Raw genomic sequence first — 20,833 nt, 5'->3', positions numbered from 1 at the left:
AGTAGAATTAGTACGATTATTTAACTGTTGATATTCGATTTAATTTTAGAGAAGGATTTTTTTTAGTTTTTTGAGGAGATATTTTGAATGTCTGAGGCTGTAATGGGCCTAAAACGCAAAAAGCGGCCCATAAAAATGAGCCGCTTTCAAGAACAAAGTCAGTTTATTTTTAAACCAGCTTTTTATATTTAATCCGGGTTGGTGTAGCTTCCGTACCCAGTCTCTTTTTACGGTTTTCTTCGTATTCAGAGAAGTTTCCTTCAAACCAGTAAACCTGAGAATCTCCTTCAAAGGCCAGGATATGTGTCGCCACACGGTCCAGGAACCACCGGTCGTGAGAAATAATCACGGCACAACCCGCAAAGTTTTCCAAACCTTCTTCCAAAGCACGGAGCGTGTTAATGTCCAAATCGTTGGTAGGCTCATCTAACAAGAGAAGGTTTCCGCCTTCTTTCAAAGTCATGGCCAGATGGACACGGTTCCGTTCTCCACCCGAAAGTGTTCCCACTTTTTTCTCCTGATCACCGCCACCAAAGTTAAAACGGCTCACATACGCACGGGCATTGGATTGTTTGCCAGCCATCATGATCCAGTCGTTTCCGTCTGCGATGCTTTGATAAACGGTTTTACTGGCATCCAGATTATCATGTTCCTGATCCACGTAAGCCAGCTGCACCGTATCACCGACATCGAAGTGACCACTATTGGGTTTCAGCTGCCCCGTAATTAATTTGAATAAAGTGGTTTTACCGGCACCGTTTGGTCCGATAATGCCGACAATACCATTGGGCGGTAAGGAGAAATTTAAATTTTCATAAAGCAGACGGTCGCCAAAGCCCATGGAAACGTCATGTGCTTCGATTACTTTATTGCCAAGTCTTGGTCCAGCCGGAATGAAGATCTCCAATTTATCTTCTTTTTCCCGCCCTTCTTCGCCAAGCAATCTTTCATAAGCTCCCAAACGCGCTTTTGATTTGGCCTGACGGCCTTTTGCGCCCATACGAACCCATTCAAGCTCGCGCTGCAAAGTTTTCTGACGTTTCGATTCTGTTTTTTCTTCTTTTTTCAGACGCTCCTGTTTTTGTTCCAGCCATGAAGAATAATTTCCCTTAAATGGAATTCCTTCACCACGATCCAGTTCAAGGATCCAGCCCGCTACGTTATCCAGGAAGTACCTGTCGTGCGTTACCGCGATAACCGTTCCTTTATATTGTCTCAAATGTTCCTCCAGCCAAAGCACCGATTCTGCATCAAGGTGGTTGGTAGGTTCATCCAATAACAATACATCGGGCTGACGCAGCAACAAGCGGCATAAAGCCACGCGGCGCTTTTCTCCACCTGAAAGTGTGGAAATTAACGTCTCGGATGCAGGGCAACGCAAGGCGTCCATGGCTATTTCCAGACGATTGTCCAGATTCCAGGCGTCGGTGGCGTCCAGCCTTTCCTGAACTTCACCTTGTCTTTCTAATAATTTGTCAAAATCGGCATCTTCTTCTCCGAATGCTTCGTTGATTTTGTCGTATTCTTTCAAAAGATCTACAATTTCCTGCACACCTTCTTCAACAACTTCGCGAACGGTTTTGGTCGGATCCAGCTTTGGTTCCTGTTCCAGCATGCCAACAGAATAGCCAGGAGAAAACACAACGTCTCCCTGAATGTCTTTATCTATACCTGCAATGACGCGTAAAAGTGTAGATTTACCAGAGCCATTTAACCCTAGTACACCAATTTTAGCTCCATAAAAAAAGGATAAATAAATATTTTTTATGATATGTCGGTTGGGGGGAATGATTTTGTTAACTCCCGACATTGAGAAAATAATGGTTTCGTTACTCATTTTTTAGTTAATTTGTGCTTAGCAAATATCGTTATATATCCCTACACTTAGCAGATAAAAAAATTGAAAGAATGGAAAATGCCACATTGAATGACGAATACGGCTATGTTAAAGACAGCAAAGTATTTTTAAAAGGGTATTTAGAGTACCCAGACCGGCAAATTGGAGAAGTGAAAAGGACAGAGCAAGAAGCGATCGACTATTTCAAAAATCGGTTTTCTATCGTACTTAACAAGGTAGAGCAACTGGAATCTGAAATTGATGAAGCGCTGAACAAAGGTTCTTACTTGACTAAACTTATACAGTTGCAACGGAAACTGATAAGTTTTGACGCACTGGGGGATTTTGTCCCTTTGTTGGAAAGACTTCAGGAAAAAGAAGAATATCTCAGAGGCTTAATTGAGGTCAATCAATTAAAAAATCTTGAGATAAAACGCGCACTGATCGAGGATGTAAAAGAAGCAGCGGCTATTGAAGACTATGCCGTGGCGACTGATCAGATTCAGGAAATTAAAGCAAAGTGGATCCGTACGGGTCCGGTTGAAAAAGAATTTCAGGATGAAGTTGAAATTACTTTTCAGGAAATTCTGGATAATTTCTTCCAGAGACGCAGGGATTATTTCGATGAGCAAAACAAAATTAACCAGGAGCGTATCGATGAATACGAGCGTTTGATCAAAATTACCAAAACGCTGAGTTATTCACGGGATCTTGACGATGCTTACAACAAAGCGCGTGAAGTGCGTGTGGCCTGGAACAATGTGGGGGAAGTTCCGCCAAAAAGATTCTTTAAGGTGAACAAGGCTTACCGCCATTTCCTTAAATTATTTTATGACAAATATAACCTTGCTAAAGGTATTGAGCCTAAAGTACGTGTTGACCCGCGTATCGCCGAGCAACAGGCACTGTTGGCTCGTGCAGAAATATTGCTGAGACAACAGGATATCGTTGAAGCATCGCAGGAGGCGAAAGTGTTGCTAAGTAAATGGAAGGAGATTAAAATTCCGTTCAAACTGGCAGACAAAGAGCTTGCTGAACGTTTCCGTTCTGTTTGTGACAAGATTTTTGAATTGAGTTATCTGGCTCGCGTAATTAGCCGCAAGTATCCTGCTTTTGAATTAAAAAGTCAGGAAGAGCAGCTTCGTACCAAGCTCAGAGAACTGGAATGGCTTGCCAAACGCGAGAAAAGCGATCTTGAATTCGCAATTATCGAGTTTGACAGAACTGCAACAGGTGACCCTGAACAAGACAAACAAGCGCAGGGACGCATTAATATTCAGAAGCGCAAGGTTGCAATGAAAGAAAGAATATTGTCCGAGTTTGAAAGAAAGTTGAAATCAATTACCAACTAGCTCTTTCATCGAGGATTTCCTTATAATAAGATTTGAAGTAAGCACCCTGGTCTCGAAAGCGGCCGGGGTGCCTTTGCTTTCAATAAGGTCCAATAGCAAGGTTGCCGCCAACTGACCCATTTCAAAAGAAGGCTGCGCCACGGAACTTAACGGCGGGTCAAGCAGCGAGGAAATGGAAAGGTCCGAAAACCCCACCAGCGCGACATCGTCAGGCATACGATAACCCAGTTGCCGCAAGGCCCAGTGGACGCCAATCGCAATCCGGTCGCTGGCTGCAAAAATTGCGTCCGGCCGGTTTCTGAGCGCCATCAACTGATAGGCTCTTTCGGTTCCACCTGCCTGATTGTATTCACTGCTGACCACCCATTCGTCGTGAAGTGCTATCCCGTGCTGCGTCAGCGCATCCTGATATCCTTTTAATCTGTTTCGGCTGATGGATAAATTTGCCGGTCCGGCGATATGGGCAATATTCTTGCAACCACGGCTGATCAAATGTTCTGTGGCTTCAAAAGCGCCTTTGTAATCATCTACACGTACTTTATGACTCGGTGTAGACTCGCTTACCCTGTCAAAAAAAACGACGGGAATTCCCTGTTCCTGTAATGCTATAAAATGATCATGGTTTTCAGTCTGGCTGGAAATGGACACGATCAGCCCGTCGACACGACGCATGGCGATATGCCTTGTATCGGCCAATTCCCTTTCATAAGATTCGTGGCTTTGGTAAATCATCGTGTGATATCCGCGGCTGTACGCAATATCTTCAACGCCGCCAATGGCCGTTGAAAAAAACGGATTGGCAATATCCGGCACAATAATGCCCAGCGTTTGTGTACGGTTTTTAAGTAAGCTTAGTGCAATGGGGTTGGGAGAATAGTTTAATGATTCTGCCAGTTCGATTACTTTCTTTTTAGTTTCCTCACTAATCTCCGAACTATCCCGCAGAGCCCGGGAAACAGTCGATTTGGAAACACCTAATTGGCGCGCAATTTCTTTAATCGTAATCGAAGCTTTTCTCATAAGTAGGGTTTATATTAAAATAGTGCAATCCTTAGAATAAGTTGCATAAATGAACAAATAAGAGATTCATCATAAATGTAACCTGAAATTAATCTGTTCCGGGAAAAAATACGAAATCGGGAACGGTTTCGGGAACGGTTGCGTAAATATATTGATTTTTTCAAGATTAATTTTTGTATATCAACGAACCAATCACTAAACTAGACGAATGATTGCATTAGTTGCACTGACTGGTGCGGGCCATAATCAAGGAATTTTTCTATATCAACTTATCCAACGTTTAATGGAAACGAAATCATTTACTAATGCATTACCGACTGCATGTTCTCAGAAGAGCGTTTTGGAGAATCTTTTTGGTAAAGTAGTCGCTAATGGAGATTATTATGCTTTTCGTGAGTTGTTTACACATCATTACCGGTCGCTGTGTAATTATGCGATGCGGGTGGTTGTGACCCGGGAAATTGCGGAGGAAGTGGTGTCTGATGTGTTTGTGAAACTATGGAAGAACCGGGAACAAATAGAAGTACATACTTCTTTCCAGGCTTATATCTATAGAGCGGTACGCAACCAGGCACTTGATTATTTGAAATTACGCATTCACCGCCAGTATGAGCGCGAATCGCTTGATTCCGTACAGTGGAATCTTACACACGCGGATCATTATACACCGGTTGAGGAAATGGCTTTTAATGAATTTTACGAACGCGTTGAAGGGTGTATCCAGGATTTGCCAAGACAATGTCAGGTGATTTTCAGGTTAAGCCGTGAAGAAGGTTTGCGTTATCGTGACATCGCCGAGCGTTTGCAGATTTCTGTTAAAACGGTTGAAACACAAATGAGCCGGGCATTGAAAGTATTGCGTGAGCGCGTGCCGGAACACAGGCTGGTTGCCTAATAGGCATTAGCGATAAGCTTTTGGCCATTAGCTTTAGACCACGGATTGTTTGAAGTGATATCTTGGTACTTCAAACAAGAATAGGGAAACATATTATTTGAAATAAATTTATAAATAAGTATCAAATATCTACTTCCGGAAGCTAAAAGTCAAATCCTAACGACTAAAAGCTAAAAATGATTTTGGTATAAAACCAATAAAATCCCAAATTACCAGAGGCTAAAAGCTTATCGCTAAAAGCCAATAGCTAACAAACATATGTCTTTAGAACAAACTTGGCGCTGGTTTGGCCCAAATGATCCTGTTTCGTTGCAGGATATCCGGCAGGCAGGAGCCACCGGTATTGTAACCGCATTGCATCACATTCCTAATGGCGTAGTCTGGGAAGTTGACGAGATTTTAGCTCGTAAAGAAATTATTGAAGCCGCCGGATTAACCTGGTCTGTTGTAGAAAGTGTCCCGGTACACGAGGCCATCAAAACACGGACGGGGGATTTTGAAAAATACATTCAAAATTATCAGCAGTCACTTATCAATCTTGGGAAATGCGGCATTGATACGGTTTGTTACAATTTCATGCCGATCCTTGACTGGACCAGAACGGATCTCGACGCACCAATGCACGATGGTTCGACCGGCCTTCGTTTCGATGCTACGCAATTTGCTGCTTTTGATCTTTACATATTAAGAAGGGAGGGCGCAGAAAATCAATACACCGAGGAGCAAAAAAGTAAAGCATTAAACTGGCTTGAAAAAGCGGATGGCGATGCGGTAAATAAACTTACCAGAAATATTATCGCCGGCTTACCGGGCTCTGAGGAGAGTTTTACCATCGAAGAATTCCGTAAAGTATTAAGTACCTATAAGAATGTCGGCGATCTGGAATTGCGTACACACTTGTACCAGTTCATTCAGGCTATTGCACCGGTTGCGGAAGCAGCAGGAATCAATCTGGCGGTTCACCCGGATGATCCTCCATATCCGATCCTGGGTTTACCGCGCGTTGTAAGTACCGAAAATGATGCCAATTTGTTGCTGGATGCTTACGACAGTAAATCCAACGGGTTATGCTTTTGTACGGGTTCTTACGGCGTACGTGCGGATAATGATCTTTCCGGCATGGTCAACCGCTTGGGGAACAAGATCAATTTTATTCATTTGCGGGCAACGCATCGGGAACCGGACGGAAGTTTTTACGAGGCTGATCACCTGAGTGGGGATGTGGATATGTACGAAGTGATGCACGGGTTGATCATCGAACAAAAAAGAAGAATTTCAGAAGGCAGAACGGATTTGAGAATGCCATTTCGACCGGATCACGGACATCGAATGCTGGACGATCTTACCGCTACAAAACGAATGAATCCGGGTTATACAGCCATTGGCAGGCTGCGTGGCCTGGCGGAACTTCGTGGTTTGGAAATGGGCATTGAAAGAGGATTGAAATAACAAATTCTCGTCGGGTAACTGCCTTTAATTATCGTCAGATATTTTGAAAAGGATAAGATAGTCCCGTGGACTAAAACGATATTACTTTATTCAGCAATGATAGCTACAAATACCACCGCCCAGAAAACGTTTATTGACGAAGACTTTCTCTTACGCTCAGAAACCGCCCGCATATTGTACCATGACTATGCGAAGGAAATGCCGATTATTGACTACCATTGCCATCTTCCGCCAGATCAGATTGCGGAGGACAGGCAGTTTGAAAACCTGACGCAGATCTGGCTTTACGGAGATCACTACAAATGGCGTGCGATGCGTGCAAACGGCATTGACGAGAAATTTTGTACGGGAAATGCAGGCGACTGGGAGAAGTTTGAGCAATGGGCGGCAACTGTGCCGTATACCATGCGCAACCCGCTTTATCACTGGACGCACCTGGAATTGCTGAGGTATTTTGATATCGATATCATTCTGAATAAAGATTCAGCGCGTGAGATTTATGACGAATGTTCTGCGAAACTGAAGCAGAAGGATTTCAGTGTCCGCAATTTGCTGCGTCGGATGAATGTAAAGGTGGTGTGTACGACCGACGACCCGACGGATTCACTGCAATATCATCAGCAGATCAAGGACAGCGGTTTTGAAATACAAGTTTTGCCGACATTTCGTCCGGATAAGGCGATGCTTCTGATTGATTCACCGGCTGATTTTCAGCAATATCTGAATAAATTATTCGAGATGGCTGGTGTAACGAACGGCAGTACTTATGAAGATTTGCTGGCGGCGTTGAAAAACCGTCATGACTTTTTCGCAGAAATGGGCGGCCGTTTATCAGATCATGGATTGGAACATATCTATGCGTCTTTTGACGAAACCGCCGCGCGCACTGCGTTGGCTGAAACTTTGTCGGGTAAGACGAGTTCGGATGCATTACGTACTGCTTTCAAATCCGTTTTATTGTATGATCTTGCTAAAATGGATCACAGCAAGGAATGGGCGCAACAGTTTCACTTGGGCGCATTGAGAAATAACAATTCCCGGATGTTAAATAAGCTTGGGCCGGATACCGGATGGGATTCCATCGGAGATTATAGCCAGGCACAGGCGCTGTCAAAATTCCTGAATAAGCTGGATTCGACGGATCAGCTGGCAAAAACAGTGCTTTATAACCTGAATCCGGGTGATAATGAAGTGCTGGCCACCATGACCGGGAATTTTAACGACGGAACAATACCAGGAAAAATGCAATTTGGCTCTGGCTGGTGGTTCCTGGATCAGAAAGACGGTATGGAAAAACAGATCAATGCACTTTCGAACATTGGACTTTTAAGCCGCTTCGTAGGGATGTTAACCGATTCAAGAAGTTTCTTGTCTTATCCACGCCACGAATATTTCCGCAGGATTCTTTGCAACCTGATCGGCAACGATGTTGAAAACGGCGAGTTGCCAAATGATCTTCCCTGGCTGGGAAAACTTGTACAGGATATTTCTTACAACAACGCCAAAAATTATTTTGGGTTTTAATGATAGGTAACTGTTTTTAAAACCTTACTGCAGAAAGCCGGCCTGATTTTGGAAATCGGTCGGCTTTTGGTATAACTTAGCGGCCAGTAATTTAAATCCTATTCCGGCATTGAAAATGAATGCCGCCCTAACCATATCTGATTCAAATTCATTTCGTAATTATGTCTAAAGTAGTAACATTCGGAGAAGTATTAATGCGCCTGTCGACCCCAGGTTTTTCCCGTTTTGAACAAGCACGACAACTTGACGTTACCTATGCCGGCGGCGAAGCAAATGTAGCTTCTGCACTGGCTTATTGGGGACATCATACCGCGCACGTGACCCGTTTCCCGGATTCACCAATCGGACGCTCGGCGGCACAATATCTCCACTTTCACGGGGTAGATATCTCCAATATCTTATATGGAGGGCCAAGAATGGCTGTTTATTTTTTGGAAACCGGCGCCGCGTTACGTGCCAGCCAGATTGTTTATGACCGTGCAAATTCTTCACTGGCAACCATTGATCCGAGTGAATTGAACTGGGACGAAATTTTAAAGGATGCTAACTGGTTTCACTGGGCCGGTATTACGCCTGCACTTTCTCAGGGAGCGGCAGATGCTTGTCTGGCCGGGATTGAAGCGGCGCGTAGAAAAGGTATAACCGTTTCAGGCGATATTTTTTATCGTGCCAATTTATGGAAATACGGCAAAAAACCATCTGAGGTACTTCCGGCACTTACGGCAGGTACGGATGTGGTAATTGCCAACCGCGAAAATATCAAGGAGATATTCAATATTGAAGGAGATGATTTCCTTGAATCCTGTGTCAATTTAAAGAAGGCTTTCCCTCAGGTTAGCAGGGTTGTAGATACGAAACGGACTTCCATCAGCGCAACGCACAATTTGTTACGGGCTTATCTTTGGAACGGTGAACGTGTACTTGAAACCGCTGATATTGATATCAACCCGATCGTTGACCGTGTGGGTGGAGGTGATGCCTTTATTGCCGGTTTAATTCATGGTTTGATCTCGTTTAATGACGAACAAAAAGCGCTGGAATTTGGTGTGGCAGCTTCTGCCTTGAAACACACCATTGAAGGTGACGCACTGATTTCAACCGTTGAGGAAGTAGAGGCGATCCGTCAGGGCGAAACGTCGGGCAGGATCAGACGATAGGTTCTGATCAAAGCCGGTGTGTGACACTTCGATAGTTGTAGACAATAAATCATTCATTCGGGCCTGGCAGAAGGTGCAAAGCGCTGAAATCGGAAAGGCAGGAAAATTATAAATTATGGCAACAATAGATAAAAATACCACAATCGTTTTGCTGAATGAAACCGGGATACTCCCGCTTTTTTATCATGCTGATGTGGAAATAGCGAAGCAGGTTCTTACCGCAAGTTATAAAGGAGGAGCCCGTGCATTTGAATTTACAAACCGTGGTGCAAATGCCTATGAAGTTTTTGTGGAGCTTGTAGCGTACGCGCTGGAAAGTCTGCCTGGACTTGCTTTGGGGATAGGGACGGTTTATGACGCGGAAACCGCTCAGAAATACATCGATGCAGGTGCTGATTTTGTGGTTGCTCCTTTTACCAATCCAGAGGTGGGCGAAGTTTGTAAAAACGCAGATATCCCATGGATTCCGGGCATTGCAACATTAACCGAAATATTCCATGCCTTGAAAGGTGGTGCCGAAGTGGTAAAACTTTTCCCGGGTGAAGTAGTTGGTTCGGCCTTTGTTAAGGCTGTAAAAGGGCCGATGCCGCATGTTAAAATTGTTGTTACCGGCGGTGTGCAGCCGACCAAAGAAAGTATTGAAGAATGGTTTGGCGCCGGTGCTTATGGCGTAGGCATGGGCTCTAACCTTTTCCCGAAAAACGTGATCAGCGAAGGGAATTATGCCTGGATCGAAGAAAAAGTTGCGGAAAGCATCAGCCTGATCAAGGAATTCAGAGCGAAAGCTTGATCTGATAAATCGTTTAGAACAGGAAAGCCAACCGAAATCATTTCCGGTTGGCTTTCCTGTTTTATTTTGCTAAAATTCAGTCTAGCGGTTTACCAGAGCATACAAAGAATCAATAATATCTTTGATTTTTTTGGCATTAACATCTGAAAAAGCAAACTCATCTGCATAGCGATTTATTCCTCTGATCGCTTCCCTGGCCTGATCCGCATTCGCCTGTTTTACCACTGCTCGTCTCTCTTCTATATATTTTAGAAACTGAGCATTATACGGATCGGCCTGTGATTCAATTGATAACAACATTATCAGTTCTTTAAATAAGGGATCAATTTTCGTTGATTCGTTTACCATGGTAGTGGGATTTCTTTAACAAGTCCCTTAAAGGTAGCATCTCTTACGACAAAAGGAATAAAGATCTGCTCCGCTTTTCCGGGAAGAAATGGATTGATAACACCGTCGGCTATTTGTTGTGCGGCGGTAGTGCCTCTCCATACTTTTAAAGTTTGGCCAGCGGGTACCTCATAAACATAGAATTTTGAAAAATTATTCCAGGCCGGACGAACGGCTGTACCGCCGATAACATCACCCACCGAAGCCGGAATTTGTGCAGTCCAGTAACCACCAGCCGGGTTTCCGCCGGTAACACGATAAATTTTTGTACCTGCCGGCAATTCATCGGCTTTGGCATCCGCAAAGTTGGCCGCGTCCGACGCTGACAAGTCAAGATCCGTGCTGGCCCAGGCCGGGTTAGAAACGCCGGATTTCAATCCGTTACCGACATAATTTCCTTTTTCAATGCCGGGAATGTGATCCCAGTCTTCAATGTAAACCCGTTGGTCGTAAATACTGACCGCACTTTTTAAGCTTTTGTATAAAGCCGCTTTGTCAGCAGATTTAGCAAAAGCCTCTTTTGTTTTTTCTTCATCGAGCCCGGCACCGATCCAGCCTTCCATGGTCGATTTGGTACCTTGGCCCAATAACGTTTCAAGGTCATTCAGCCAGGCCTGGGGCGCAACTTCGTGGTCAGTACAGCTAATAAAGGAAACACTCAGGAGCAGCCAAAGCAGCAGGAGAGAAACGTAATTCTTTTTCATAAACGTCGAGAAATTTTGGTGAGAAATATGGTTTCACAACAAAGTAACCGTTTGTGTCGAAAAAGACCAAAATGTTTATGCGTTATTAAACAAAAATTGTGATTATAATGAGGGAACGGTGAGAATCAGGCACCTAAAAACTCCAGATGCTTCAAAGCTGCCCGTAATTCTGTGTATGTGACATCGTCCGGCAACGCGGCTTTTGCCTCGTTCAAAGTGACCTGTTTGTTTTCCAGAAAATAATCGATGACCTTATTAATTTTGTCTTTTGGGAAAATATCAAAGATTTCCAATTCGCCGGTGCCGATGTAATGTGCCAGGTGTGTCTCAATCGTACCGGCAGCGAAACCTCTTTCTTCTGCAATTTCTTCCACATTTTTCCCGGCATGAAACAGATCAAAACTGACTTTTTTAGTGTCGATCTTCTCCTTTTTTAACGGGATTTCGATCACACCTTTATCAATCTGATTGTCTTCACAATAGGCAATAACCATTTCGACAATTTCTTTCCCAAACTGTTTTACCTTGGCCTTCCCGATTCCCTTTACAGTTTCAAGCTCCGCCAAAGTGGTGGGTAATTTGGCAACCAATTCTTCCATCGCTTTTTGAGGCAGAATCATATAGACGAAAACATCGTTTTCTGTCGCCAGATTATTCCGCCAGTTTTTGAGTGTATTGTAAAGCGCCGCGTTCGGGATATTCTTCGAAACGGCGGCCGTTTTGGCCGTCGGGCTTTTCGTAGCCACTTTGAAATCTATTTCCGCATCCGCTTTTGAGCGCAAATAGGTACCGGTGTTAAATAGCTCTTTGGAAGACAACATGACGGCACGTTTGACAAAAACAGCGCGTTGGAAATTTTCCAAAGCCTGGTCTGCTACTTTTTTTACCGCAGCATTATCCGTTTCAACGGCAAGCGTTTTACTCTCCGGGTAAATGGATTGCTCGATTTTGTCAAAGAAATAAACACAGCCTTTTTGTACGCGGTTGCTGAGCGTTTCATTTTCTTCGGGTAATCCGGTCTCCGCAAAAAACTGGTTCAACTGATTTTTAAACTTATCGGCGATATTAAAAATATCGTGATCAGCCGCCGCTTTGATCAGTTTTAAAGTCGTGCTGAGGGATTTATTAATCACGTTTTCATTTTCATCGGCAACCCGGTTTAACCTGAAAAAGGTATTTTTAATCTCACTGAAATCGAATAATTCGAGTAAAAGGGAGCGTTGGAAATTAATTTTCGAATCGGTCAATTGATCAGAATCGGGTTCATTGGCGCTGGCTTCCTTCGCATAAGCAGCCACAGTTCCGTCTGTTTTTACGCTACCGGAGGAAATCGGAGAGCTTAACACCATACCTTCAAAACTTTTACAACGACTTAGCGCAACATATACCTGTCCATGCGCAAAGGAATTGTTGGCGTCAATGATTGCTTTTTCAAAGGTTAACCCCTGACTTTTGTGAATGGTGATGGCCCAGGCAAGCTTAAGCGGATATTGTGTAAAACTCCCGATGACTTGTTCCTCAATTTCCTTTGTCGTTGGATTCAGTTCGTATTTTATATTTTGCCATTCGGCCGGATGCACATCGATTTCGACATAATCGCCTTTACATTTTACATAAATCGTATCGTCGTCAAACCGGGTTATGGTGCCTATTTTCCCGTTGTAATAAAGTTTGTCGCGCGATGAATCATTTTTTACAAACATCACCTGAGCTCCGACTTTCAAAGCCAGGTCCTGCTCGGTTGGATAAGAATATTCCGGGAAATTATTCAGGACCTGCGCCTTGAAAGACCGGGTTTTACCGTTCAGATCATCCAGCTTAACCCGGTTGATTTCCTGGGCGGCATTGTTGTGGGTGGTTAACGTGATATAGCCTTCGTCGTCGGCGGGTTTAAAATTAGGGATATAACGCTGGTTTAGTGCGTCCAGCGTTATTTTGTCTAGCTGATTTTCCCGTACTTTATTTAAGATATCAATGAAAAAAGTATCCGACTGGCGATAAATATGTTTCAGTTCAATCCGGATCGGGTCGGTTAGTTTTAGGGCATTGCTGCTGAAAAAATATACCGTGTCATAATACGCTTTCAGCATACTCCACTCTTCATCCTTGATCACGGGAGCAAGCTGGTGCAAATCTCCGATCATCAGCAGCTGTGTACCGCCAAACGGTTTGTTACGGTCTTTGTAGCGCCTCAAAACTTCATCAATACCGTCCAGCATGTCGGCACGGACCATACTGATTTCGTCAATAACCAGCAGGTCCAGACTTCTGATCAGATTTATTTTTTCCTTGTTAAAACGGCTGTAACGCTGCTCATTGGCATTGCTTTCGGGAATGTAAGGGCCGAAAGGCAGCTGGAAAAAGGAGTGGATTGTCACACCGCCGGCGTTGATAGCGGCCACACCCGTGGGAGCCACAATGGCCATTCTTTTGGGCAGGGTCTTTTTGAGATTGTGCAAAAAGGTCGTTTTTCCCGTTCCCGCTTTCCCGGTCAAAAAGATATTTTTATTGGTATTATGAACGAATTGAGCGGCAAGTTCCAGTTGTGTGTTTTGCTCCATGGTAGTCAATAGATTCTTGTAAAATGATAACCGTCTTGTTTTAAATGCAAAATCAGATAAGTAACTTTCCGTCTGTCACTTTCTTATTTGCTTTTGTCTTTCTTTCAACGTAATTACTCATCCGTCACCGGGCAGCTTTTGATCGGTGGACATCACGCTATCACAAATATATCACAATGAAAAACACATTACTATTTACATTCCTAATGCTCATATTTTTTGGCTGTTCTGCCCAGGATATTTCAGGAGAATGGAATGGAATTCTCAAAGTGCAGGGAAGCGAGTTGAGATTGGTACTTCATCTGACAAAAACAGTTGTTGGTTATAGTGCTACACTGGATAGTCCTGATCAGGGGGCTAAAGGTTTTCCTGTTGGTTCAGTTGATTTTACAAATAATACATTGAAACTGAGTATGAACGGTTTAAATGCAGAATACAGTGGGACATTAGGAGCTGACAATATTTTTAAGGGGACGTTCAATCAAAATGGCCAATCCTTTCCGTTGGAATTGAGTCGCGGTGTTATGGGGGCAAAGGCTCCTTTAAGGCCGCAGGAACCGCAGAAACCGTATCCTTATTATTCCGAGGATGTGAAATTTGATAATGCCAGCGATAAAGTTTCGCTTGCCGGGACCCTGACTTTACCTGCAAAAGAAGGAAATTATCCGGTTGTCATATTGATCACCGGGAGTGGGCCACAAAACCGGAATGAAGAGCTCCTGGGACATAAACCATTTCTGGTTTTGGCAGATCATTTAACGAGAAATGGTATTGGCGTTTTAAGATATGATGATCGCGGAACAGCAGAATCCACTGGCGATTTTAAGTCGGCAACGACGAGAGCATTTGCCTCGGATGTGGAATCCGCGATTACATATCTAAAAACAAGAAAGGATATTAATCCGAAAAAAATCGGTTTGATCGGCCATAGTGAAGGTGGGATGATTGCACCGATGGTCGCTGCTGATTCACCGGATGTGGCTTTTATCGTTTTGTTAGCAGGGCCTGGTATTCCTGGGGATCAGCTTATGGTTAGACAAACACATTTAATAAACAAAGCGAACGGTATGACAGATGATGTGGTGGATCAGATTGATGTTTTAAATCGAAAGGGTTATGATCTACTAAAAGAGAGATCTGATCTTAGGGACGTAAAAAAGGAAATTATTCCCATTTTGAAGGAGGCTATTCATTTACTTCCCGCGAACCAACAGCCGCCGGCGGATAAAACAGACGAATATCTGGTTAACTATGTTAACCAACTGATTTCGCCGTGGTTTCAGTTTCTGATCCGTTACAATCCTGCCCAGACTTTGGAAAAGGTCAAATGTCCGGTGCTGGCTTTAAATGGCGGAAAAGATTTACAGGTTCCTCCAAAAGAAGATCTGGAAGGAATAAAAAGAGCTTTGGAAAAGGGTGGGAATAAAAATGTTACGGTGAAAGAACTACCTCGGTTAAATCATCTTTTTCAGGAAAGTGTTACAGGTTCTCCTGCTGAATATGGCAAGATTGAGCAAACGTTTTCGCCGATGGCATTGGTTGAAATTTCTGATTGGGTAAAGCAGATTGTAAAATAACAGATTGCCAGAACAGATTAATTACGTAGAATACCGGATTAACCATTTTATGGCGATCATCCGGTATTTTTTGTATTTTAAAGTCATAAAACACGCTTCCAAAATGTAAAAAAATCTTGTCATGATTGTTCCAACACTGATACTTTCCATTGTTTTTGGTTTAATAGCCTTTGCTGTCACAAAGAAAAACGCGAAGTATCTTCTTTCGGGTTATAATACGATGTCGGAAGCACAGCGTGCCCTGGTTGATATTGATGGCTATTTGCGCTTTTTTAAGCAGTTTCATCTCATGCTGGCTTCCTCACTTTTGGGGCTGGTTTTACTGACCGGCTTGATAAGTAAAAACTTGGCAGGCGTTATTATGGGAATCTATCCTTTAATGGCCTACTGCTATTTTATAGTCAAGAGCCGGAAATATTTTTCGCAAGTGAAGAATGAGAAGAAAGGTACGTTCATCGTTCTTGCGGTCATGGTGGCTACAACGATTTTTGTAGGCGGGTTGTTTTACTTAGGACTTAAGAACAGCCAAATACTACTTGACAAAAACAGTCTCGAAATAACAGGGATGTATGGTGAGAAATTGGATCGTACGAAAATCCTGGACGTGAAACTGGTGAGTAGTTTGCCGGAAATTACGATGAAGTCAAATGGATTTTCAGCCGGTGATTTTAGTAAAGGATATTTTAAGACGAAAGATCGGAAAACGGTTCAGCTTTTTGTTGATAAAAAGGAAAGTCCGTTACTGCTGCTCCATACAACGGAAGGCGAAATATATTTTAGTTCATCAGAAAAATCTTCGGAAGATCTGCTGCGGGAGATTCAAAAATGGAGAGGATTTTAAATGTTAATATAATTGTATAGTAACTACACAATTGTTACTTTTGATACTACACACACATCAGCGGAATGAGTAAGGATAGAAAGGCAAAACTAATTGAGGAAATAGAAAATGAGCTCGATCTGATTGAACAAGAGCTGATTGATACTCCTCCTGAAATGAGTCTTGATCAATATGGTGAACGCATTGAAAAGATAAAGATTAACACTTGAACTTTTAAGGAACTTGTAGCAAGGAAATGTTCCTATATATCAAAAATATGGATACTGCCGTAAAAAAAATGTCCTTGACGGAAATCGACGACCGATTGGACAATGTGGAAAAAATGATGAGGGAAATTACCCAAAGCCGTCTCATCATAGCGGATAAGGAATATCATCTATCCGAGTGGATAACCACGTCGGATTATGCGCAGCGAAATAACCTGGCTATTTCCAGAGTACATAACTGGATCATGCGTGGTGTTATTCCGTCTGACTGCGTCATCGTGGTACCTGAGCTTAACCATCTGAAGCTGATTAAAAACCTGCCCTACGAAACAAGAGCTACGAAATCATAATAACGTAGAAGGCCCTTTCAGATCATCCGAAAGAGCCTTCTTATTTAATTAGAAACCGTTAATTAATTGCCGTTTCCTGTTTTGATAACTGTTTAATATTTTCTGTAACCGCCTTTTCAAATCCAGGCAGCGTTGTAAGATTGGCACCCCAAAGATTTTCGTCCGCTAACACTTTTTGGACCAGATCCGTTGAAGAATCTGCTTTCTCCCATTGATCGGCAAAATAGGCTACGGCGTCACAGCGAATCGGATAGGTTTCACCATTACGCTCGCCTGAATAAATTCCGTCAACCAGTTGAACCGGTTTCATGAACAATAAAAATGCGGCAAATCCTTTGGCAAAAAGAGCCGGAACTTCACTGGTTTTTTGATAATGATTAAGAAGTGTCGGGATGTTACGCATTTTCATTTTTGCCGTATACTGCACGGTAATATCAATCAGCTGATGGCGGATAAACGGATTTCTGAAACGGTCCAACACCTGATTTCCAAACTCCTGCGCACGCGCCGGATCTACTGCATAAGGAATGGCCGGTGCCAGTTCGTTAAGCATCACACCTGCTATAAATTTAGCTGTTTCGGCGTTTTCCATACTTTCACGAACGGTATTGAGCCCTTGCAAAAAGCATAAACCAGAAGCCAACGTGTGCGTGCCATTTAGCAAACGCAGTTTTAGTTCTCGGAAAAGATCAATATTCGGTTCGATCACAACGCCCTTATCGGCCTGCGCAAAATTCAATACCGATTTCACCTGCGCATCGCCTTCAATCGCCCATAGGCTGTAAACTTCTGAAACGATTAACAAGTCGTCTTTGTAGCCCGATTTTTCAGTAAGCTCGGCAACGGTTTCAGCGTCCGGTTTTCCGGGAACAATACGGTCTACCAGTGAATTGCAGAACTGGTTGTGCTGTTCGAGCCATGTGATGAAATCGGTTCCCAGTGCATGTTGTGCCGCCTGTTTCAATACAATTTCACGGAGTTTGGTACCATTGCCGACAATTAATTCCGTTGGTACGATCACCATGCCGGATTCGGCAGACCCGTTGAAAGCCTTGAAACGTTCGTATAAAAAAGCGGTCAGTTTGCCCGGGAAAGAAATGGGAGGGGAAGCCTGTAAATTATCTTCCACAAACTGAATTCCTACTTCCGTGGTATTGGAAATAACAATCTGCATTTCCGGGTTATGCGCACATTCCAGGATCTCCGGCCAGTTATTGCTGGCTGAAAGTGTTCTGCTGATGGCACTGTTAATAACCGTTTCATCAATTTGTTTTCCATTTTCAATCCCGCGAATGCTATGGGAGAAAATGTTTTTTTGAATGCCAAATGCATCAACACCACCCTGCGATGTTGATTTTACAACCACAATCCGGCCGTTAAAAATATTTTGCTGATTGGCCTTATTGACAAAAAAATCAGGCAGTCCGCGTAAAAGCACACCGGTACCAAACTGAATAATTTTTTCAGGTAAAGCCAGAAGTTTTTTGTGGTCGGGGTATAATTCAGGACGTTGTTCGAGTAATTCCGGAGAAAGCTGAGGTACAGTCATTTTTGTAAGGTTCTTGTTTATAATCATGACGCCGTTTCCCGGATCCAACCCCTAAAAAAAGAGGCACCGATCAGGATGCCTCTTTTGATATTGTATTTCCTGACCTTTCAATCCGGAAAATTATTTTTTAAACGTTCAAGGTGACAAAGCCGCTTTCTTCTTTTTCTTTCTTTTCGTCAGGAAAAACGAAGGTGGTGGCATTGTTCACTTTTTCTGGTAAAAGCGCAATCGCCAGCACTTCATCGACTTTATCCACATAATGGAATTTCAAGTCCTGAATGTAATTTGCGGGTACTTCTTCGACATCTTTGCGGTTTTTCGCACACATGATGATCTCTTTCACGCCCGCTCTTCTGGCAGCAAGAATTTTTTCCTTGATACCTCCAACCGGAAGCACTTTTCCACGGAGGGTGATCTCACCTGTCATCGCCAAAAACGGACGAATACGACGCTGGGTAAAGATGGAAGCCATCGAGGTCACCATCGTGATACCGGCAGACGGCCCATCCTTAGGAACGGCACCGGCAGGTACGTGTACGTGCAGATCGTAATGGTTAAAAATCCGATAATCAATGTCCAGTTTGTCAGAGTGCGCTTTGAGATAGGAAAGCGCAGTGATCGCAGATTCCTTCATTACGTCTCCAAGTTGTCCGGACAATGTCAGGCCACCTTTCCCGCGGCTCAAACTGGTTTCAATAAACAGGATTTCTCCGCCAACCGAAGTCCAGGCCAGGCCAGTCACGACACCTGCAAAGTCATTATCCTGATACAGATCTTTATCAAAAATCTCTGCCCCCAGAAATTTCTCTACCTGTTCAACTTTTATCGTTTTAGGATATTCCTGCTCCATCGCCACAGATTTAGCGATTTTCCGGATCAGTGTTCCCACTTTTTGTTCCAGATTACGCACACCGGATTCGCGGGTATATCCTTCGATCACACGGAGCAAAGCCGCATCATCAATTTTTACATCCGTCGCTTTCAGCCCGTGATCTTTACGCTGTTTAGGCACAAGATAACGTTTGGCAATCTGCAATTTTTCTTCAATGGTATAACCCGTCATCTCGATGATCTCCATACGGTCGCGAAGCGCCGGGTGAATCGTATCAAGCGCATTGGCCGTTGCTACGAACAATACACGGGAAAGGTCGTATTCAACTTCAAGATAATTATCCGTGAAAGAAGAATTTTGTTCAGGATCCAATACTTCCAGCAAAGCAGAAGCCGGATCGCCGCGGTAGTCGGAACTTACCTTATCGATTTCATCTAAAATGAAAACAGGATTGGCTGAACCAGCTTTTTTGATATTCTGGATCACTTTTCCAGGCATCGCACCGATGTATGTTTTACGATGTCCGCGTATTTCAGCTTCATCGTGCACACCACCAAGGGCCATACGGATATATTCACGGTTCAGTGCTTTGGCGATGGATTTTCCCAAAGACGTTTTACCAACGCCCGGAGGTCCGTACAAACAAAGGATCGGCGCTTTCAAATTACCTTTCAGTTTCAGAACAGCCAGGTATTCGATGATCCGTTCTTTCACTTTTTCCAAACCGAAATGGTCAGAGTCCAGGACTTTTTGCGCTCTTACAAGATCGAAATTGTCTTTTGTATATTCACCCCAGGGCAAATCAACCAGTGTTTCCAGGTAGTTAAGTGTTACCGGATATTCGGGTGCCATCGGGTTGATGCGCTGTAATTTGGCAAGTTCTTTATCAAAATGCAAACGAACGGAATCAGACCATTTTTTCTGATTTGCTTTGGCACGGATGTCATCCATATCGCGCTCCGGACTATCAATACCCAACTCATCGTGCAAAACTTTGATTTGCTGACGCAGGTAATAATCACGCTGTTGCTGGTCGATATCCGAACTGGCTTTCGACTGAATTTCACGCTTCAGTTCAAGCATTTCAATCTCCCGCATCATGTACTGAAGCAAAAGCGTAGCCTGCTTGTGTCCGTTTCTTTCTTCCAGTAATCTCTGCTTGTCGGCTACTTCAACATTAATATTTGAAGAAAGAAAATGGATCAGGAATACGGGACTTTCAATATTGTCCAGCGCAATTCTTGCTTCCTGCGGAATCTCAGGGTTCAAACGCATAATTTTATGCGCTCCGTCACGAAGTGACTGCAACAATGCTTTTGATTCTTTTTTAGTAGGTGTCACGAAGGAATCTTCGATCGCCTCTACTTCCGCAGTCAGGTATGGATCTTCGCTTAAAATCTTTTTAATTTCAAAACGCTGACGGCCCTGAACGATGATTGTCACGTTTCCATCGGGAAGTGTGATCATTTTCAGGATATGTGCAACCGTTCCGATTTTATGCAGATCGTCGGCCGTAGGATCTTCTTTATTTGGTTTTGCCTGGGTTACAGCACCTAAAATCCGCATGTTTATATCCGAATTCCGGTAGATTTTCTTTACCAGACGTATCGCTTTTTGGCGCACGACGGTGACAGGAATTACCATGCCCGGAAAAAGTACAGTTTGCCTGATGGGCAAAATGGCAAGTTCATTAGGTACTTCAAAAGGTTCATCGGAGCCCTCAGGACCACCAAGGGGGACAATTTCTAGGCTATCTAAATCCGAATCGGACATAAGCAGCCGACTATAGAGGTCAGAAGGTT

The 20,833-nt window shown here is 43.5% G+C and carries 17 protein-coding genes; 10 read left to right on the top strand and 7 right to left on the bottom strand.

Annotated elements, in window-relative coordinates:
• Positions 1–169 precede the first annotated feature (169 nt).
• The gene (gene ettA, locus RB622_RS04995; RefSeq protein ID WP_308045425.1) at positions 170–1,837 is read right to left on the bottom strand and encodes an energy-dependent translational throttle protein EttA; all 1,668 of its coding nucleotides are present in this window, start codon (positions 1,835–1,837) and stop codon (positions 170–172) included.
• 71 nt (positions 1,838–1,908) lie between these two features.
• On the opposite strand from ettA, the gene RB622_RS04990 reads away from it, so the two are divergent.
• Positions 1,909–3,189 (top strand): DUF349 domain-containing protein, encoded by a 1,281-nt coding sequence (locus tag RB622_RS04990; protein ID WP_308045424.1) that lies wholly within the window; start codon positions 1,909–1,911, stop codon positions 3,187–3,189.
• On the opposite strand, the gene RB622_RS04985 is transcribed toward RB622_RS04990, so the two are convergent.
• The gene (locus RB622_RS04985; protein ID WP_308045423.1) at positions 3,175–4,209 is read right to left on the bottom strand and encodes a LacI family DNA-binding transcriptional regulator; all 1,035 of its coding nucleotides are present in this window, start codon (positions 4,207–4,209) and stop codon (positions 3,175–3,177) included. The genes RB622_RS04990 and RB622_RS04985 overlap by 15 nt on opposite strands.
• 283 nt (positions 4,210–4,492) lie before the next feature.
• Here RB622_RS04985 and RB622_RS04980 point away from each other — a divergent pair, with 283 nt between their 5' ends.
• The 5 genes from RB622_RS04980 to RB622_RS04960 all read left to right on the top strand — a co-directional run bounded on the left by RB622_RS04980 (position 4,493) and on the right by RB622_RS04960 (position 10,024).
• Positions 4,493–5,104 (top strand): RNA polymerase sigma-70 factor, encoded by a 612-nt coding sequence (locus RB622_RS04980; RefSeq protein ID WP_308045422.1) that lies wholly within the window; start codon positions 4,493–4,495, stop codon positions 5,102–5,104.
• 258 nt (positions 5,105–5,362) lie between these two features.
• The gene (uxuA, locus tag RB622_RS04975; protein WP_308045420.1) at positions 5,363–6,553 is read left to right on the top strand and encodes a mannonate dehydratase; all 1,191 of its coding nucleotides are present in this window, start codon (positions 5,363–5,365) and stop codon (positions 6,551–6,553) included.
• A 96-nt stretch (positions 6,554–6,649) separates the two neighbouring features.
• Positions 6,650–8,077, top strand: a complete 1,428-nt coding sequence (gene uxaC / locus RB622_RS04970; protein WP_308045419.1) for a glucuronate isomerase — start codon at positions 6,650–6,652, stop codon at positions 8,075–8,077.
• Between the two features lie 161 nt (positions 8,078–8,238).
• On the top strand, positions 8,239–9,234 hold the full coding sequence (locus RB622_RS04965; RefSeq protein WP_308045418.1) for a sugar kinase: 996 nt from the start codon (positions 8,239–8,241) through the stop codon (positions 9,232–9,234).
• A gap of 115 nt (positions 9,235–9,349) precedes the next feature.
• Complete coding sequence (locus tag RB622_RS04960) at positions 9,350–10,024, top strand: bifunctional 4-hydroxy-2-oxoglutarate aldolase/2-dehydro-3-deoxy-phosphogluconate aldolase (RefSeq protein WP_256527672.1); 675 nt, start codon at positions 9,350–9,352, stop codon at positions 10,022–10,024.
• An 81-nt stretch (positions 10,025–10,105) separates the two neighbouring features.
• Here RB622_RS04960 and RB622_RS04955 read toward each other — a convergent pair whose 3' ends face one another.
• From RB622_RS04955 to RB622_RS04945, 3 genes are all read right to left on the bottom strand, one after another.
• Positions 10,106–10,372, bottom strand: a complete 267-nt coding sequence (locus RB622_RS04955; protein ID WP_308045417.1) for a hypothetical protein — start codon at positions 10,370–10,372, stop codon at positions 10,106–10,108.
• Entirely contained in the window at positions 10,366–11,115 is a 750-nt protein-coding gene (locus RB622_RS04950) for a hypothetical protein (protein ID WP_308045416.1), read from the bottom strand. The genes RB622_RS04955 and RB622_RS04950 overlap by 7 nt, the downstream gene beginning before the upstream one ends.
• 125 nt (positions 11,116–11,240) lie before the next feature.
• Positions 11,241–13,676: a helix-turn-helix domain-containing protein gene (locus RB622_RS04945; RefSeq protein WP_308045415.1), complete on the bottom strand. Its 2,436-nt coding sequence runs from the start codon at positions 13,674–13,676 to the stop codon at positions 11,241–11,243.
• A gap of 176 nt (positions 13,677–13,852) precedes the next feature.
• On the opposite strand from RB622_RS04945, the gene RB622_RS04940 reads away from it, so the two are divergent.
• The 4 genes from RB622_RS04940 (at position 13,853) to RB622_RS04925 (ending at position 16,650) form a co-directional block, all read left to right on the top strand.
• On the top strand, positions 13,853–15,253 hold the full coding sequence (locus RB622_RS04940; RefSeq protein WP_308045414.1) for an alpha/beta hydrolase: 1,401 nt from the start codon (positions 13,853–13,855) through the stop codon (positions 15,251–15,253).
• 121 nt (positions 15,254–15,374) lie between these two features.
• The gene (locus tag RB622_RS04935) at positions 15,375–16,094 is read left to right on the top strand and encodes a DUF3784 domain-containing protein (RefSeq protein ID WP_308045412.1); all 720 of its coding nucleotides are present in this window, start codon (positions 15,375–15,377) and stop codon (positions 16,092–16,094) included.
• Positions 16,095–16,159: 65 nt separating this feature from the next.
• Entirely contained in the window at positions 16,160–16,303 is a 144-nt protein-coding gene (locus RB622_RS04930) for a hypothetical protein (protein ID WP_308045411.1), read from the top strand.
• 47 nt (positions 16,304–16,350) lie between these two features.
• Positions 16,351–16,650: a hypothetical protein gene (locus RB622_RS04925; RefSeq protein WP_308045410.1), complete on the top strand. Its 300-nt coding sequence runs from the start codon at positions 16,351–16,353 to the stop codon at positions 16,648–16,650.
• Between the two features lie 58 nt (positions 16,651–16,708).
• Here RB622_RS04925 and RB622_RS04920 read toward each other — a convergent pair whose 3' ends face one another.
• Positions 16,709–18,199 carry a tagaturonate reductase gene (locus tag RB622_RS04920; RefSeq protein ID WP_308045409.1) on the bottom strand — a complete coding sequence of 497 codons (1,491 nt, stop codon included), beginning with the start codon at positions 18,197–18,199 and terminating at the stop codon, positions 16,709–16,711.
• Positions 18,200–18,326: 127 nt separating this feature from the next.
• Positions 18,327–20,804 carry an endopeptidase La gene (gene lon, locus RB622_RS04915; RefSeq protein ID WP_308045408.1) on the bottom strand — a complete coding sequence of 826 codons (2,478 nt, stop codon included), beginning with the start codon at positions 20,802–20,804 and terminating at the stop codon, positions 18,327–18,329.
• Between the last annotated feature and the right edge of the window lie 29 nt (positions 20,805–20,833).

It is taken from the genome of Dyadobacter sp. LHD-138, from assembly GCF_030929615.1.
GTDB lineage: Bacteria > Bacteroidota > Bacteroidia > Cytophagales > Spirosomataceae > Dyadobacter.
The sequence above is the reverse complement of the archived record's forward strand: the minus strand, read 5'-3'. Positions and strand labels throughout refer to the sequence as shown.

Bases quoted from the DNA above. Each gene is read 5' to 3' on its own strand.
- RB622_RS04930 (WP_308045411.1), top strand. From the start codon at position 16,160: ATGAGTAAGGATAGAAAGGCAAAACTAATTGAGGAAATAGAAAATGAG.
- RB622_RS04935 (WP_308045412.1), top strand. From the start codon at position 15,375: ATGATTGTTCCAACACTGATACTTTCCATTGTTTTTGGTTTAATAGCC.
- RB622_RS04950 (WP_308045416.1), bottom strand. From the start codon at position 11,115: ATGAAAAAGAATTACGTTTCTCTCCTGCTGCTTTGGCTGCTCCTGAGT.
- RB622_RS04965 (WP_308045418.1), top strand. From the start codon at position 8,239: ATGTCTAAAGTAGTAACATTCGGAGAAGTATTAATGCGCCTGTCGACC.
- RB622_RS04960 (WP_256527672.1), top strand. From the start codon at position 9,350: ATGGCAACAATAGATAAAAATACCACAATCGTTTTGCTGAATGAAACC.
- RB622_RS04920 (WP_308045409.1), bottom strand. From the start codon at position 18,199: ATGACTGTACCTCAGCTTTCTCCGGAATTACTCGAACAACGTCCTGAA.
- RB622_RS04925 (WP_308045410.1), top strand. From the start codon at position 16,351: ATGGATACTGCCGTAAAAAAAATGTCCTTGACGGAAATCGACGACCGA.
- uxaC (WP_308045419.1), top strand. From the start codon at position 6,650: ATGATAGCTACAAATACCACCGCCCAGAAAACGTTTATTGACGAAGAC.
- RB622_RS04955 (WP_308045417.1), bottom strand. From the start codon at position 10,372: ATGGTAAACGAATCAACGAAAATTGATCCCTTATTTAAAGAACTGATA.
- uxuA (WP_308045420.1), top strand. From the start codon at position 5,363: ATGTCTTTAGAACAAACTTGGCGCTGGTTTGGCCCAAATGATCCTGTT.
- ettA (WP_308045425.1), bottom strand. From the start codon at position 1,837: ATGAGTAACGAAACCATTATTTTCTCAATGTCGGGAGTTAACAAAATC.
- RB622_RS04985 (WP_308045423.1), bottom strand. From the start codon at position 4,209: ATGAGAAAAGCTTCGATTACGATTAAAGAAATTGCGCGCCAATTAGGT.
- lon (WP_308045408.1), bottom strand. From the start codon at position 20,804: ATGTCCGATTCGGATTTAGATAGCCTAGAAATTGTCCCCCTTGGTGGT.
- RB622_RS04980 (WP_308045422.1), top strand. From the start codon at position 4,493: ATGGAAACGAAATCATTTACTAATGCATTACCGACTGCATGTTCTCAG.
- RB622_RS04990 (WP_308045424.1), top strand. From the start codon at position 1,909: ATGGAAAATGCCACATTGAATGACGAATACGGCTATGTTAAAGACAGC.
- RB622_RS04940 (WP_308045414.1), top strand. From the start codon at position 13,853: ATGAAAAACACATTACTATTTACATTCCTAATGCTCATATTTTTTGGC.
- RB622_RS04945 (WP_308045415.1), bottom strand. From the start codon at position 13,676: ATGGAGCAAAACACACAACTGGAACTTGCCGCTCAATTCGTTCATAAT.